This window comes from Aeromonas sp. 25-248 (assembly GCF_053005425.1).
In genome coordinates this window covers 13,523-26,855 of the sequence record NZ_JBRKTB010000008.1, presented here as the reverse complement: position 1 = coordinate 26,855, position 13,333 = coordinate 13,523, and the positions used below count along the sequence as shown (strand labels likewise).

General features: G+C 61.8%; 16 protein-coding genes. 10 read left to right on the top strand and 6 right to left on the bottom strand.

Annotation, left to right across the window (positions count from 1 at the left end):
- Window positions 1–73 precede the first annotated feature (73 nt).
- From degS to ACVDHI_RS12725, 10 genes are all read left to right on the top strand, one after another.
- Window positions 74–1,201, top strand: coding sequence for an outer membrane-stress sensor serine endopeptidase DegS (degS, locus tag ACVDHI_RS12770; protein WP_010675858.1), 1,128 nt, complete (start codon window positions 74–76; stop codon window positions 1,199–1,201).
- A 308-nt stretch (window positions 1,202–1,509) separates the two neighbouring features.
- Window positions 1,510–1,872: a transcriptional regulator gene (locus ACVDHI_RS12765; protein ID WP_010675859.1), complete on the top strand. Its 363-nt coding sequence runs from the start codon at window positions 1,510–1,512 to the stop codon at window positions 1,870–1,872.
- Complete coding sequence (locus ACVDHI_RS12760; RefSeq protein ID WP_010675860.1) at window positions 1,873–2,238, top strand: SFCGS family glycine-rich protein; 366 nt, start codon at window positions 1,873–1,875, stop codon at window positions 2,236–2,238. It begins immediately after the preceding gene.
- On the top strand, window positions 2,238–2,534 hold the full coding sequence (locus ACVDHI_RS12755) for a DUF4312 family protein (RefSeq protein WP_134996879.1): 297 nt from the start codon (window positions 2,238–2,240) through the stop codon (window positions 2,532–2,534). Before ACVDHI_RS12760 ends, ACVDHI_RS12755 begins: the two co-directional genes overlap by 1 nt.
- Window positions 2,535–2,559: 25 nt before the next feature.
- Entirely contained in the window at window positions 2,560–3,336 is a 777-nt protein-coding gene (locus ACVDHI_RS12750) for a DUF4311 domain-containing protein (RefSeq protein WP_010675862.1), read from the top strand.
- A gap of 11 nt (window positions 3,337–3,347) precedes the next feature.
- Window positions 3,348–3,998: a DUF4310 family protein gene (locus ACVDHI_RS12745; protein ID WP_041211843.1), complete on the top strand. Its 651-nt coding sequence runs from the start codon at window positions 3,348–3,350 to the stop codon at window positions 3,996–3,998.
- 142 nt (window positions 3,999–4,140) lie between these two features.
- Entirely contained in the window at window positions 4,141–5,280 is a 1,140-nt protein-coding gene (locus ACVDHI_RS12740; protein ID WP_447212149.1) for an amidohydrolase/deacetylase family metallohydrolase, read from the top strand.
- Entirely contained in the window at window positions 5,264–6,379 is a 1,116-nt protein-coding gene (locus ACVDHI_RS12735; RefSeq protein WP_447212148.1) for a DgaE family pyridoxal phosphate-dependent ammonia lyase, read from the top strand. The genes ACVDHI_RS12740 and ACVDHI_RS12735 overlap by 17 nt, the downstream gene beginning before the upstream one ends.
- On the top strand, window positions 6,379–7,119 hold the full coding sequence (gene dagF / locus ACVDHI_RS12730) for a 2-dehydro-3-deoxy-phosphogluconate aldolase (RefSeq protein ID WP_128296245.1): 741 nt from the start codon (window positions 6,379–6,381) through the stop codon (window positions 7,117–7,119). Before ACVDHI_RS12735 ends, dagF begins: the two co-directional genes overlap by 1 nt.
- A 103-nt stretch (window positions 7,120–7,222) precedes the next feature.
- Window positions 7,223–9,127 carry a BglG family transcription antiterminator gene (locus ACVDHI_RS12725; protein WP_323884392.1) on the top strand — a complete coding sequence of 635 codons (1,905 nt, stop codon included), beginning with the start codon at window positions 7,223–7,225 and terminating at the stop codon, window positions 9,125–9,127.
- Window positions 9,128–9,142: 15 nt separating this feature from the next.
- Here ACVDHI_RS12725 and npr read toward each other — a convergent pair whose 3' ends face one another.
- The 6 genes from npr to lptB form a co-directional block, all read right to left on the bottom strand.
- Window positions 9,143–9,415, bottom strand: a complete 273-nt coding sequence (npr, locus tag ACVDHI_RS12720) for a PTS phosphocarrier protein NPr (RefSeq protein ID WP_010675868.1) — start codon at window positions 9,413–9,415, stop codon at window positions 9,143–9,145.
- 20 nt (window positions 9,416–9,435) lie between these two features.
- The gene (rapZ, locus tag ACVDHI_RS12715) at window positions 9,436–10,302 is read right to left on the bottom strand and encodes an RNase adapter RapZ (protein ID WP_010675869.1); all 867 of its coding nucleotides are present in this window, start codon (window positions 10,300–10,302) and stop codon (window positions 9,436–9,438) included.
- A 40-nt stretch (window positions 10,303–10,342) separates the two neighbouring features.
- A complete protein-coding gene (gene ptsN / locus ACVDHI_RS12710) occupies window positions 10,343–10,789 on the bottom strand; it encodes a PTS IIA-like nitrogen regulatory protein PtsN (protein WP_010675870.1) in 447 nt (148 codons plus the stop codon).
- A gap of 2 nt (window positions 10,790–10,791) precedes the next feature.
- A complete protein-coding gene (hpf, locus tag ACVDHI_RS12705; RefSeq protein ID WP_005305957.1) occupies window positions 10,792–11,079 on the bottom strand; it encodes a ribosome hibernation promoting factor in 288 nt (95 codons plus the stop codon).
- Between the two features lie 20 nt (window positions 11,080–11,099).
- Entirely contained in the window at window positions 11,100–12,539 is a 1,440-nt protein-coding gene (locus ACVDHI_RS12700) for an RNA polymerase factor sigma-54 (RefSeq protein ID WP_039040474.1), read from the bottom strand.
- 65 nt (window positions 12,540–12,604) lie between these two features.
- Window positions 12,605–13,330: an LPS export ABC transporter ATP-binding protein gene (gene lptB / locus ACVDHI_RS12695; RefSeq protein WP_010675872.1), complete on the bottom strand. Its 726-nt coding sequence runs from the start codon at window positions 13,328–13,330 to the stop codon at window positions 12,605–12,607.
- Between the last annotated feature and the right edge of the window lie 3 nt (window positions 13,331–13,333).

Below are 13,333 nucleotides of genomic sequence, written 5' to 3'. Positions count from 1 at the left end.
GCAACCGCCGCGGGTGATTTTTATCCATCGATAATGTTATTCTCTGCCCGCAGCCTGTACGGACGAGAAAGACATGAAAATCCCACCTCTGATCAGCTACTTGGGCAAGTCCGTCGGCTTTGGCCTCGCCATGGCTGCGCTTTTGTTGCTGGTGTTTCCCAATTTTCGAGGCGGCGCTCCCCTGCCGGGCCTCATCACCAACGCCCGCGAGCTGAGCTTCTCCTACGCGGCCCATCGCGCCGGCCCTGCCGTCGTCAACATCTACACCCGCAGCTTCGCCGGCAATCGCGGTGAAAAAGCCGAACTCAGACCCCAGGGGCTGGGGTCCGGCGTCATCATGAACCAGCGCGGTCACGTGCTCACCAACTATCACGTCATCGCCGATGCGGACCAGATCATCGTCGCCCTGCAAGATGGCCGGGTATTCAGTGCAGAGCTGGTCGGCACCGACAAACTGACCGATCTGGCGGTGCTCTACATCGAATCGGACAACCTGCCGGTGATCCCGCAGGACCCGGATCGTCTGCCGGACGTGGGAGACGTGGTGCTCGCCATCGGCAACCCCTACAACGTCGGCCAGACCATCACCCAGGGCATCATCAGCGCCACCGGGCGTATCGGCCTCTCCAGCATGGGGCCGGACAGCAATGGCAGACAGGATCTGCTGCAGACCGATGCCGCCATCAACGAGGGCAACTCCGGAGGCGCCCTGGTCAATGGCCGTGGCGATCTGGTGGGTATCAATACCGCCGCCTACCACCTCAACGGCAATCAGGAGAGCTATGGCATCAGTTTTGCCATCCCCTACAAGCTGGCCAAGCGCATCATGGACGAGCTGATCGCCAACGGCCGGGTCATCCGCGGCTACCTCGGCATCTCCAGCGTCGAGATCAATCCCATCGTCGCGCGCATGCTGAACCTGGGGGACTTGCAGGGGTTGGTGGTGGAGAGCCTGGATCCCAATGGCCCAGCCACCAAGGCCGGTCTCAAACGTGGGGATGTGCTGCTCAAGATCAACGGAGAGGCCATCACCGGCGTGCGTCCCGTCATGGACAAGATCGTCGAGAGCCGCCCCGGCACCAAGCTCACCATCTCGGTGATCCGCAACGGCAAGCCGCTGGACGTCGATGTCATCATCGAAGAGGACCTGCGCTACCAGAATCAGACCCTGCCGACCAGCAGTGCGGCACCCGCCACCTGAGGGGCGGATCCTCGCAGGGCCCGACAGGGCCCTTTTTTGTGCCCGCTTTCCTCCGGCTCCCGCTTGTGCGTGAGACAGCTCACACATTGCGCCAATGAGCAATCGGGCGAAGGCGACGTCAAAACGCGCCACCGATCACACTCCCTTGCCGCCAGTCCGCTCCTTTCCTCTTCCTGAACGCCAAAAGGGCTTCTTTTGATGCCTTTCCCTCCGGATTTCCACTTCGAATCGGAAAAAACCTGCCTCCTCCCGCACTCTCCTCCGCTTTATGGTGAGCCCATCCTTTCTGCCAGCCTGGAGAGCAGACCTTGAATACCGACACCCATGACGCCCCCCTGACCCCGGACAGCCCGGCACTGCTGCGCAAGACCGACCTGACCCTGGCCCGCATTCACAACCTGCTGGCGGATCAGGGCATACGCCCCAACGACGTGCAGCAGCAGATGCTGGCCTCCCACGTCAAGGCCATGGTGTGGCGCTCCTACAGCGGGGAGTCCCTGCCGGAGGTCGACCTCAGCCTGTTCGAGGAGATCTCCCCCCTCTCCCTGCGCCTGGCCGAACAGGTCGTCGCCTGGCTCGACCGCCTCGCCTACGAGGAGGCGCACCTCTTGTCCGTCCATTTTGAAGTGGCCAAAGAAAACGAACTCAGCTCAGTAAAAGGAGAAAGCTAAATGACTGCCATCAAACTCGTGATTGGAGATCGTCTCGGCAAGGGTCAGAAAGTGGGGGCCGGCGCAGAAGCCGCCGGCGCCACCGTGACCGTCATCCCCGGCATGGCCGCCGACATGAAGCTCGGTGATGTGATGAACAAGGAGCAGGCCGACCTTGGCATCTCCTTCTGCGGCAGCGGTGGCGCGGGCGCCATCACGGCCCAGACCAAGTACGGCTACAAGTGCCGCTACGGCATGCGATCCATCGAAGAGGGTGTCACCGCCATCAACGAGGGGTGCGTGGTACTGGGCTTCGGCTTCATGGACAAGGAAGAGCTGGGCCAGAAGCTGATCGAAGCCTTCGCCAAGAAACACGGACGCGCCTGATGAAAGAGCACTTCACCACCCGGATCACGGTCAACGGCAAGGGGGCGACTCGCCAGCAGGCGTTCGCCGCCGCCCTCAGCCAGGTGCAACCCAGCCTGCTCAAGGAGAGCCCCAAGGTGATGCTGCGCATCGAACCCCTCGAGGTCGAGGTGCTCGAGGCCGAGGAGTCGGTACGGGTGGAGAAGTTCCTGTTCTTCTTCCTGCCACGCCAGCGCCACGAGTTCCGGGTCCGGCTGGCGATCACCGTCAAGGTCACCAGCCTGGATGTCGACAAGGTGGATTTCACCCAGGCCTGACCCCACAACCAAAAGGACAAGTTGGATGTTTCTAATCATTTTGATGAAGTCACTCATCATCGGCGGCCTGGTAGGCGTCGGGGTGGGGGCTGGCGCGGCGCGGATGTTCCACGCCCCGACCGTGCAGGGGATGGGCGCGTTCCGTACCCTGGGCGAGCTCAACTCCTGCGAAGGGGACCCCGCTTCCCACTTCTCGTTCGGTCTGGGCTTCTTCTTTAACGCCTGGGCCTCCACGGTCGCGGCCGGCGCCTTCACTCAGGACGTGGATCACCGCATCCTGCCGAACTGGGGTGCAGCGGCCCTGATGATCAAGAACCGGGATCTCGCCACCACCCTCCATGATCCCAAAAAGATGGCCATCGCCTGCGGCATCATAGGTGCCATCGTGGTCGCCTTCCTCAACAGCACCGCCGCCGCCGTGCCAGCAGCCCTGCAGGTCACCGCGGTCAAGGTACTGGTGCCCGCCGCCAACCTGCTGGTCAATACCGTCATGCCGGTGATCTTCTGGCTGGCCGCCATCGAGGCAGGCAAGAAGTCCGGCTTCTGGGCCACCATCTTCGGCGGTCTGGCCCAGCTCATCATGGGCAACGCGGTACCGGGCCTGGTGCTTGGCATCCTGATCGGCAAGGGGGTGGAAGAGAGCGGCTGGAACCACGTCACCAAGGTGATGATGAGTGCCATCGTCCTGCTGTTCGTGCTGAGCGGCTTCTTCCGCGGCTTTGACATGAAACTCATTGAATCCTTCCACCTGGGCGTTCCCCTGTGGCTGGAAAACGTCCACAACCTCATGAGCGGCAAATAAGGAAGCACACCATGGATGAGAAACTGAGAAACAACTTCTGGTATGCCGACTGGTCCTTCCCCATCTTTGTCGGTCTGCTCTCTTCCGGCGTCTTCGCCGGTACCCACATGTTCTACCTCTACGGGGTCGGCGCCTTCAACGAGGTGGCCTTCGTCGCCATGCTGAAAGCCGGCATGGACACGGGGGCCTATGGTGCAGTCGCCGCCTTCGGTGCCAGCTTCCTGTTCGCCCGCATCATCGAGGGCTCCTTGGTGGGGATCCTCGACATCGGCGGCGCCATCCAGACCGGAGTCGGCCTCGGGGTGCCCGCCCTGCTGCTGGGGGCCGGCATCGTCTATCCGGTGGAAAATTTCACCGCTTCCCTGATCACCGGCATGGGGATTGGGATGGCCATCGGCTACGTGATCATCTTGGCGCGCAAGTTCACCATCAACCAGAGCAACTCCACCTACGGCGCAGACGTCATGATGGGGGCTGGCAACAGCTCGGGCCGCTTCCTCGGTCCCCTCATCATCCTCTCCGCCATGGGCGCCTCCATTCCCATCGGGATAGGCTCCCTGCTGGGTGCCCTGCTGTTCTACATCTGGGAGAAGCCCATCACGGGCGGCGCCATCCTGGGGGCCATGCTGTTCGGGACCTTCTTCCCCATCGCCCTGGCTTAATCCAAGGCCGTCTCTTGGGCGGCATTCAAGAACCTGTTTGCGCTCTGTCGCGAGAGGTCGTCAGCAAGGTGAAGAGCAACACATGAGCCTTGGAAGCGGCCTCGCAGTAAGAGCGCAAGCAGGTTACAAGAGGGATATCAGCATGTACGACATGATCATCAGGGCGGGACGCCTGGGAAACGGGCAGCTTGTCGACGTCGCCATCAAGCATGGCAAGATAGCGGCGCTGGGTTCGCTGCCAGAGAGCACGGAGGCGAAGCAAACCCTCACTCTGGGCGGGCAGGTCCATGTGAGCGCCGGCTGGATTGACGGCCACACCCACTGCTACCCCGCCTCCCCCCTCTATCACGATGAGCCGGACAAGGTGGGCGTGGAATCCGGCGTCACCACCGTCATCGACGCCGGCAGTACCGGGGCCGACGACGTGGACGACTTCCAGCGCATAGCCGCCACCTGCAAGACCCGGGTGCACGCCCTGCTCAACATCTCCCGCATCGGCCTGCTGCGCCAGAACGAGCTGGCGGATCCGGCAGACATCGATCCCGCCCTCGCCCAGGCGGCCATCCGGCGCCATCCCGGCTTCATCGTCGGCATCAAAGCACGCATGAGCGGCAGCGTGGTGGGTGAAAGCGGTCTGCAACCCCTGCGCATGGCCAAGCAGATCCAGCAGGCCAATGGCAACTTGCCACTGATGGTGCACGTGGGCAACACGCCGCCGGATCTGGACGAGATCGTCGCCCTGCTGGGGGAGGGCGATCTGCTGACCCACTGCTTCAACGGCAAGCCCAACCGCATCCTGACCCCGGCGGGTGAACTGCGCCAGGCGGTGCGCGAGGCGATGCGGCGGGGACTCTTGCTCGACATCGGCCATGGCGGTGCCAGCTTCAGCTTCGAGGTGGCAGAGCTGGCCATTGCCCAGGGCATCCTGCCCCACACCATCAGTTCAGACATCTACTGCAAGAACCGCATCAAGGGGCCCGTCTACAGCCTTGCCCACGTGATGTCGAAGTTCTTCGCCATCGGCATGACCCTGGAGCAGGTGCTCGCCTGCGTCACCCACCAGGCCGCCGATGCCCTGCGCCTGCCCGGCAAGGGGCGACTCGAGGTTGGCGCCGATGCAGACATCACCCTGTTCGAGGTGAGCTGCGGCCCCACTCTCTTTACCGATACCGAGGCCGGCGCCCGCAACGGTGACCGGCAACTGCTCCCTCTCGCCGCCCTGGTGGGCGGCGAACTGGTTCTGACTCACTACGGGAAATTACACCATGCCTTCTGTGTATGAGAAATACCGGCTCAAACCGGTGATCAACGCCTCCGGGCGCATGACCATCCTCGGCGTCTCCACCCCCGAGCAAGAGGTGGTCGATGCGGTCAACTTCGGCCTCGGCCACTACTTCGAGGTGAAGGATCTGGTCAACAAGACCGGCGCCTACCTGGCCGATCTGCTGGGCGTTGAAGATGCGGTGGTGGTCTCCTGCGCCAGCGCCGGCATCGCCCAGTCGGTGGCCGCCGTGATAGTGCGCGGCGACCCCTATCGCCTCGAGCAGTTGCATGCTCATGCCCACGACGTGCCGAGCGACATCGTGCTGCCCAAGGGTCACAACGTGAACTTTGGTGCCCCCGTCGGCACCATGGTCAACCTGGGGGGCGGCAGGGTGGTGGAGGCAGGCTACGCCAACGAGTGCTCACCCGCCCAACTGGCCGCCGCCATCCATGCCAATACCGCCGCCATCCTCTACATCAAGTCCCACCACTGCGTGCAGAAGAGCATTCTGTCGGTGGCCGAGGCGGCCGAGGTGGCCAAGGCCCACGGGATCCCGCTCATCGTCGATGCGGCGGCCGAAGAGGATCTGCGTCTCTACTACAACCAGGGTGCAGATCTGGTCATCTACAGCGGCGCCAAGGCCATCGAAGGGCCCACCAGCGGCCTGGTGCTCGGCAGACGTCAGTATGTGGAGTGGGTCAAGCAGCAGGCTGGCGGCATAGGCCGTGCCATGAAGGTGGGCAAGGAGGGGATCCTCGGCCTGACCCACGCCATCGAGCGCTACCTGGCCAAAGAGAAGGAGAGCGGCACCGCCATGGTCGCCAAGATGACCCCCTTCATCGAGTGCCTCAACCAGCTGCCCGGCGTCACCGCCAAGGTGGTGTGGGACAGCGCGGGGCGCGACATCGCCCGCACCGACATCGCCTTCGACCACCAGCAGATCGGCATGACCACGGTGGAAGTGGTCTCCCGTCTGCAACAGAGTACCCCCGCCATCTACTGCCGCGGCTACAAGGCCAACGAGGGGCACATCGAGATAGACGTGCGCAGCGTCACCCAGCCCCAGCTCGACCAGATCCACTCCGCCATTGCCCACCTCGTTCAGGAGAACAACTGATGTCTCTTACCCCCAATTACTACAGCGATCGGGTCTGCCTCAACGTGCTGGCAGGTTCCAAAGAGAATGCCGTCGACATTTATGAGGCAGCCGAGGGTCATGTGCTGGTCGGCGTGCTCTCCAAGAACTACCCGGACATTCCCTCTGCCGTCGCCGACATGCAGGCCTACGCCAAGCTTATCGACAACGCCCTCTCCATCGGGCTGGGAGCCGGTGATCCGCGCCAGTCCGCCATGGTGGCCGAGCTGGCCCGCCAGTTGCAGCCCCAGCACGTCAATCAGGTGTTCACCGGGGTCGGGGCCAGCCGGGCGCTGCTCGGTCAAGCTGACACCCTGGTCAATGGCCTTGTCTCCCCCACCGGCACCCCCGGCATGGTGAAGATCTCCACTGGCCCCCTCAGTAGTCAGCAGCCCGATGGCATCGTCCCCATCGATACCGCCATTGCCCTGCTCAAAGACATGGGCGGCAGCTCGGTCAAATTCTTCCCCATGGGGGGACTCGCCTGCCGCGCCGAGTATCAGGCAGTGGCCGAGGCCTGTGCCCGCCACGGCTTCTGGCTGGAGCCCACCGGCGGTATCGATCTTGAGAACTTCGAGGAGATAGTGCGGATCGCGCTGGAGGCAGGAGTCGAGAAGGTGATCCCCCATGTCTACAGCTCCATCATCGACAGCGAGAGCGGCCAGACCCGGCCGGAGGATGTGCGTACCCTCCTCGCCATGGTGAAGGCACTGCTGGCATAGCAACCCCACAGGCACCGGTCCGATCACTGGGCGGTGCCTGGCTTGTTAATGACCCCCTTGTTAACATCGACCCACCATGCGCGACAGGAGTCCCCACCCCCTCATGACCAAGCTGCCCCACCCCAGACTCCAGCAACTGCTCGCCCTGCTTCACGCCGAGCCCCTGCCACAGGAGGAGCTGGCCCGCCGTCTCAATGTTTCCACCCGCACGGTGCGTACCGACGTGGCGACCCTGAACGAGCTCATCGCCACCCGGGGCGCCCACCTGATCCATCAGCGGGGCAGCGGTTACCAGCTCAAGATCTACAATCAGGGGCTGTTCGATGCGCTGCTGGCCGCCCAAGGGCAGGAGAGCCCTCTGCCTCGCACCAGCCGCGAGCGGGTGCTGCACCTCCAGGTCTTGCTGCTGACGGCGGAACAGGGGATCAAGCTCGACGAGCTGGCGGACACCTGGTATCTGAGCCGGGCGGCTTTGCAAGGGGACATGACGGAGGTGCGGGAGCGGCTCGCCCACTTCGGGCTCACCATCGACAGCAAACCCAGGGTGGGGATGCGCATTGCGGGAAGCGAGATGGCGATCCGCGCCTGCCTCACCCAACTGCTCTGCCAGGAGCTGCTGCACCAGCATCCGCTCCAGAGCCTGTTGCCCACCCTCTGCCCCAGCAAGACGCTGGAGGTAGTGGGCAACCACATTCACGAGCAACTCGGTCGCCATCAGCTACGCCTGGCCGACGAGAGCCTGCAGCAAGTCACCGTCTACTGTGCCGTCGCCCTGCTTCGCCAGGCGTCTGGCCACGAGTTGCGCCAGTTTGCCAGCGACGACATCACCCCGCCCCTGGCAGTGGTGGCCCGCGACATCTATGCCGAGCTGCCGACCCTGACTTCACCGGTGCAGGAAGAGATCGCCTGTCTCGCCATCCAGATCCAGGCTCGCCTCACTGCAGAGACGCCCCTGCTCAGCCCGGCCATGGCGGCCGAGAGCGAGCAACTGACTGCACACCTGCTGGGTTACATCCACCAGCACTACCCCTATGACCTGCGCGGCGACCCGCAATTGCGAGCCGACCTGCAGACCCACATCGGCGCCATGCTGCTGCGGGTCAAATACCAGATTGGCAGCCACAATCCCCTGGCGGATCACATCAAGCAGTATTACCCCCTCGCCTACGACATCACCCTGGCGGCCATCTCTGAGTGGATCAGGCAGACCCCCTACCGATTGACCCACCACGAGATCGGCTACCTGGTGATCCACATCGGGGTCGGCCTGGAGCGCCACTACGACATCGGTTACACCCGGCGCCCCCAGGCGCTGCTGCTGTGCGATGCGGGCAACGCCACCTTCCGGGTGCTGGAAGCACGCATCCGGCGGGAATACCCCCAACTGCAGCTGACCACGCTGGAGTCGGTGCGGGACTATGAGGGACTGGTGCGAGTCGAGCAGGATTTCGTCATCAGCACCCTCAAGGTGAGCGAGAAGAATGCTCCCGTGGTACTGGTCTCCCCCTTCCCGACCCAATACCAGCTGGAGCAGCTCGGCAAGCTGGTGCTCGTCGATCGCACCCGTCCCTATCTGCTCGACAAGTACTTCGATGCCGACCACTTCATGGTGGTCACCGAACCGCTCAGCCAAGCGGCGCTGTTTGATCGCATCTGCAGCCAGCTTGAGGCGGAGGATCTGGTGCAGAGCGGATTCCGGGGATCCTTGCAGGAGCGGGAGCGGATCGTCTCCACCATGCTGGGGGACGGCATCGCTCTGCCCCACTCCCTCGGCCTGCTGGCGCGCCGCACCCTGGTCTATACCGTGCTGGCCCCCCTGGGGATCGATTGGGGCAACGGCGAGAGCGCTACCCTCATCTTCGTGCTGGCCATCGCCAAGGCGGATTATGAGGAAGCCATGGGACTTTATGATCTGTTTCTGGCACTGATGAACGAAAAAGCCAGCAGAAGTCTGCTGGCTTGTCGGGATTTTGCCGCTTTCAAGGCGCTGGCTCGCAGCACACCTTGAGCACGCCGAGGCGTATTACTCCTCATTGAAGCCCGAGGTGAACAGCGCCACCACGGCGGCCAGGGCCTCCACCTCTTCGGGGCCCTCCACCTGCACCTCCACCTGTTTGCCCTGGGCGGAGTCCAGCATCAGCAGGCCGATCACGCTGTCCGCGTCGGCCTCGACCCCCTCTTCGTTGCGCAGCAACACGTGGGCATCGAACCCCTGCACCAGCTCGAACAGCATCATGGCCGGTCGCGCGTGAATGCCTAACTTGTTTTTGACTTCTACCGAGGCGGAAACGGTCATCTGAGCATCCTGTGGATCTGTCAGGCGGGGTTTGAACGCTTGTCCAACGTGCGATGGCGGATCTGCACGTTCTTGCCAAGCAACCGGAATGCGCTGGCCAGCCGCTCGGCGATGAACACCGAGCGGTGTTGTCCGCCGGTACAGCCGATCCCGACGGTCACATAGCTGCGATTGTTGCGCTCCAGGTGGGGCAACCAGGTCCCCAGCATATTCTCGATCTGCTGGATGAACAGCATGACATCCGGCTGGCTGGAGAGGTAGTTGGCCACGGGCTCATCCTTGCCGGTGAAGGGCTTGAGCTCCGGGATCCAGTGCGGGTTGGGCAGGAAACGGGCGTCGAACACGAAGTCCGCATCCTTGGGAATGCCGTACTTGAAGCCGAATGACTCGAACACCAGCACCAGCTCGTTCTCTTTCTTGCCGAGCACCCGGGTTTTGATGAGCTCGCTGAGATCGTGAATGCTGAGGTTGGTGGTGTCGATGCGCAGGTCGGCGGTCGAGGAGAGCGGTGCCAGCAGGTGGGTCTCTTCCCGGATCGCCTCGTCCAGCGAAAGCTTGTTGCGGGACAGAGGATGCAGACGGCGGCTCTCACCGTAGCGTTTGAGCAGGGTCGCGTTGTCCGCATCGAAGAAGAAGCTCGAAAACTTGACTCGCCCCTCGTTGCGCACCTGGCTCAGCAGGTTCTCCAGCCTGTCTGCCTGGGCAGGCAGGTTGCGCACGTCGATGCTGACAGCCAGTTTGTCATACTGGCTCTCCACCGACACGATCAACTGGGGCAGCAGGTTGACCGGCAGGTTGTCCACGCAGTAGTACCCGAGATCCTCGAGCACCCTCAGGGCCACCGTCTTGCCGGAGCCCGAACGACCGCTTACTACTATTAACTGCATCTTGTCCCCTCACGCCAACGTGGCTGTGTCAGACCCGGCCTCAGGCCGACGTCATGATCTGATAGAGTTCTTCGTCGCTGGTCGCCTGGCGCAGCTGGCGGCAGACGGCCTTGTCACCCAGTTTGGATGCCATCAGGGAAAGAGTCTTGAGGTGCTGCTTGCACTCGCTTTCCGGCACCAGCAATGCAAAGAGCAGGTCAACCGGTTGATTGTCGATAGAATCGAAAGGGATGGGCTCGGAGAAGGTCATCAACACGGCGGTCGGCGCGAAGGCGTCGTCAATCCGGCCGTGGGGGATGGCGATACCGGCTCCGATCCCGGTACTACCCATCTTTTCTCGCGCCAGCAGGCTTTCAAACAGGACCTGGCGGGAAGCGCCGAGGCGCTCTGCGGCCAGTTCACTGATGATCTCGAGCGCGCGTTTCTTGCTGGTACAAGGGACCGCACTCTTGGTGCAGTCCCGACTCAGTATGTGTTCAAGTTGCATAGTTATTTTTGATTTAACTTATCTTTGTGCTTGATGATCTGCCGATCCAGTTTATCCAGCAGGGTATCAATCGCCGCATACATGTCGGCATGCTGCGAATTGGCGAACACCTCTCCCCCGCTGACATGCAGCTTGGCTTCGGCGATCTGGTTCAGTTTTTCGACGCTCAACACCACGTGTACGTTGTTGATATGGTCAAAGTGACGCTCGAGTTTGGCAAATTTGTTGTTCACATAATCACGCAGAGCTTCGGTAATCTCGACATGGTGTCCGGTCAGGTTAATTTGCATAACGTCTTCCTTTTGTTTGCCTAAACCAGGCGTTTGCGCTGATTGGATGGCGGGATCAACAAGGATTCACGGTACTTTGCGATCGTGCGTCTCGCCACCATAATACCCTGTTCGGCCAGCAAATCCGCGATCTTGCTATCACTAAGCGGCTTGGCGGGGTTTTCCGCCGTCACCAGCTTCTTGATCAGGGCGCGAATAGCGGTCGATGAGCACTCTCCTCCTCCCTCCGTATTGACGTGACTGGAGAAAAAAAACTTCAGTTCAAAAATGCCGCGGGGCGTATGCATGTACTTCTGGGTCGTGACCCGTGAAATGGTCGACTCATGCATCTCCACCGCTTCCGCGATGTCGTTGAGTACCATGGGTTTCATGGCCTCTTCGCCGTACTCGAAAAAGCCCTGCTGCTGCTCGACGATGCAGCTGGCCACCTTGAGCAGGGTGTCGTTACGACTCTCCAGGCTCTTGATGAACCACTTGGCCTCCTGCAAATGAGAACGGATGAACTGGGTATCCGTGCTGCTGCGGGCATTGCGCGCCATGGCCGCATAGGCCTCGTTGACACGGATGCGCGGAGCAGAATCCGGATTGAGTTCAACCACCCACTTGCTACCCTTCTTGACCACGGACACATCCGGGATCACGTACTGGGATTCACTCTGGATGATGCCGTTGCCGGGTCTGGGCTCCAGTTGCTGGATGAGATCCAGCACCTCCTTGAGATCGCTCTCCTTGAGGCGGGTCTTGCGAGCCAGGGTGCGGTAGTCGCGATTGCCGAGCAGGTCCATGTGTTCGCGGATCACCTCTCTGGCTTCGTCGAGCCAGGGCAGGTCCGGCGAATACTGGCCGAGCTGGATCAGCAGACACTCTTGCACCGAACGGGCGGCGATGCCGACCGGATCGAAATGCTGCACCCGCTTGAGCACGGCTTCTATCTCATCCAGTTCGACTTCTACCTCCTCGCTGCTGACTGCAGCCTGAATATCCTCGAGGGTGGCAGTCAGATACCCGGATTCGTCGATAGCATCGATGATGGCAAGGGCGATGGCAGCATCCACATCACTGAACGGGGTGAGCCGCATCTGCCACAGCAGGTAGTCCTGCAGGTTCTCGGTGGTCTCCCCCTGATAGACGCTGTCTTCCCCGTCATGGATGGGGCCTGCACTCTGGGCCGTACCGGCCGAGTAGACCTCGTCCCAGGTGGTGTCCACCGGCAGTTCATCCGGCATGCTCTCCTGGGCCATGGCATCGCTGGAGTCGAGTTGACTGGCGTCCTGTGTCTCTGTCTGACTGGTTTCCTGCGCCTCGTTCTCCTCTTGCTCCAGCAAGGGGTTGTTGTCGAGCGCTTGCTGAATTTCCTGCTGGAGTTCCAGGGTGGAGAGCTGGAGCAGACGAATCGCTTGTTGTAATTGTGGCGTCATGGTCAGGGACTGACCGAGACGCAACTGTAATGTCGGCTTCATCTACGTCGGGATATCCTTATGTTCAGCGAGGCAGTCACCTAACAAAAATGAGGGGTGCCCCCTTACTATAGACTGAATTGATCGCCCAAATAGACGCGCTTGACCTGCTCATCGGCGAGGATATCGGCCGGCGCGCCCTCGGCAATCATCTTGCCGTGGCTGACGATGTAGGCCTTCTCGCACACATCCAGCGTCTCTCTGACGTTGTGGTCCGTTATCAGCACACCCAACCCGCGTTCTTTCAGATGCTGGATGATCTTTTTGATATCGATGACTGAAATAGGATCAACACCTGCGAAGGGCTCATCGAGCAGAATGAATCTCGGCTCTGCCGCCAGCGCCCGGGCGATTTCCACCCGGCGCCGCTCCCCACCCGAGAGGCTCTGGCCCAGGCTGTCGCGGATATGGGTGATATTGAACTCTTCCAGCAACTGTTCGACCTTATCTTCCCGCTCTTCGCGGCTCAACCCCTTGCGGGTCTGCATGACCCCCATCAAGTTGTCGAACACCGACAGGCGCCGGAAGATGGAGGCCTCCTGAGGCAGATAGCCGATGCCATTGCGGGCACGGATATGCATGGGCTGCAGGCTGATGTCCTGCTCGTCGATGGTGATGAGGCCGGCATCCCGCTGCACCAGGCCCACGATCATGTAGAAGGAGGTCGTCTTGCCCGCGCCGTTCGGGCCGAGCAGGCCCACGATCTGGCCCGTTCCCACCTCCAGGCTCACATCGCTGACCACCATGCGGCGCTTGTAGCTCTTTTGCAGACCCGTTGCTTTTAACACTGCCATGGC

Coding starts and splice junctions, on each gene's coding strand:
- degS (WP_010675858.1), top strand. CDS start 74: ATGAAAATCCCACCTCTGATCAGCTACTTGGGCAAGTCCGTCGGCTTT.
- ACVDHI_RS12760 (WP_010675860.1), top strand. CDS start 1,873: ATGACTGCCATCAAACTCGTGATTGGAGATCGTCTCGGCAAGGGTCAG.
- ACVDHI_RS12755 (WP_134996879.1), top strand. CDS start 2,238: ATGAAAGAGCACTTCACCACCCGGATCACGGTCAACGGCAAGGGGGCG.
- ACVDHI_RS12750 (WP_010675862.1), top strand. CDS start 2,560: ATGTTTCTAATCATTTTGATGAAGTCACTCATCATCGGCGGCCTGGTA.
- ACVDHI_RS12745 (WP_041211843.1), top strand. CDS start 3,348: ATGGATGAGAAACTGAGAAACAACTTCTGGTATGCCGACTGGTCCTTC.
- ACVDHI_RS12740 (WP_447212149.1), top strand. CDS start 4,141: ATGTACGACATGATCATCAGGGCGGGACGCCTGGGAAACGGGCAGCTT.
- ACVDHI_RS12735 (WP_447212148.1), top strand. CDS start 5,264: ATGCCTTCTGTGTATGAGAAATACCGGCTCAAACCGGTGATCAACGCC.
- dagF (WP_128296245.1), top strand. CDS start 6,379: ATGTCTCTTACCCCCAATTACTACAGCGATCGGGTCTGCCTCAACGTG.
- ACVDHI_RS12725 (WP_323884392.1), top strand. CDS start 7,223: ATGACCAAGCTGCCCCACCCCAGACTCCAGCAACTGCTCGCCCTGCTT.
- npr (WP_010675868.1), bottom strand. CDS start 9,415: ATGACCGTTTCCGCCTCGGTAGAAGTCAAAAACAAGTTAGGCATTCAC.
- rapZ (WP_010675869.1), bottom strand. CDS start 10,302: ATGCAGTTAATAGTAGTAAGCGGTCGTTCGGGCTCCGGCAAGACGGTG.
- ptsN (WP_010675870.1), bottom strand. CDS start 10,789: ATGCAACTTGAACACATACTGAGTCGGGACTGCACCAAGAGTGCGGTC.
- hpf (WP_005305957.1), bottom strand. CDS start 11,079: ATGCAAATTAACCTGACCGGACACCATGTCGAGATTACCGAAGCTCTG.
- ACVDHI_RS12700 (WP_039040474.1), bottom strand. CDS start 12,539: ATGAAGCCGACATTACAGTTGCGTCTCGGTCAGTCCCTGACCATGACG.
- lptB (WP_010675872.1), bottom strand. CDS start 13,330: ATGGCAGTGTTAAAAGCAACGGGTCTGCAAAAGAGCTACAAGCGCCGC.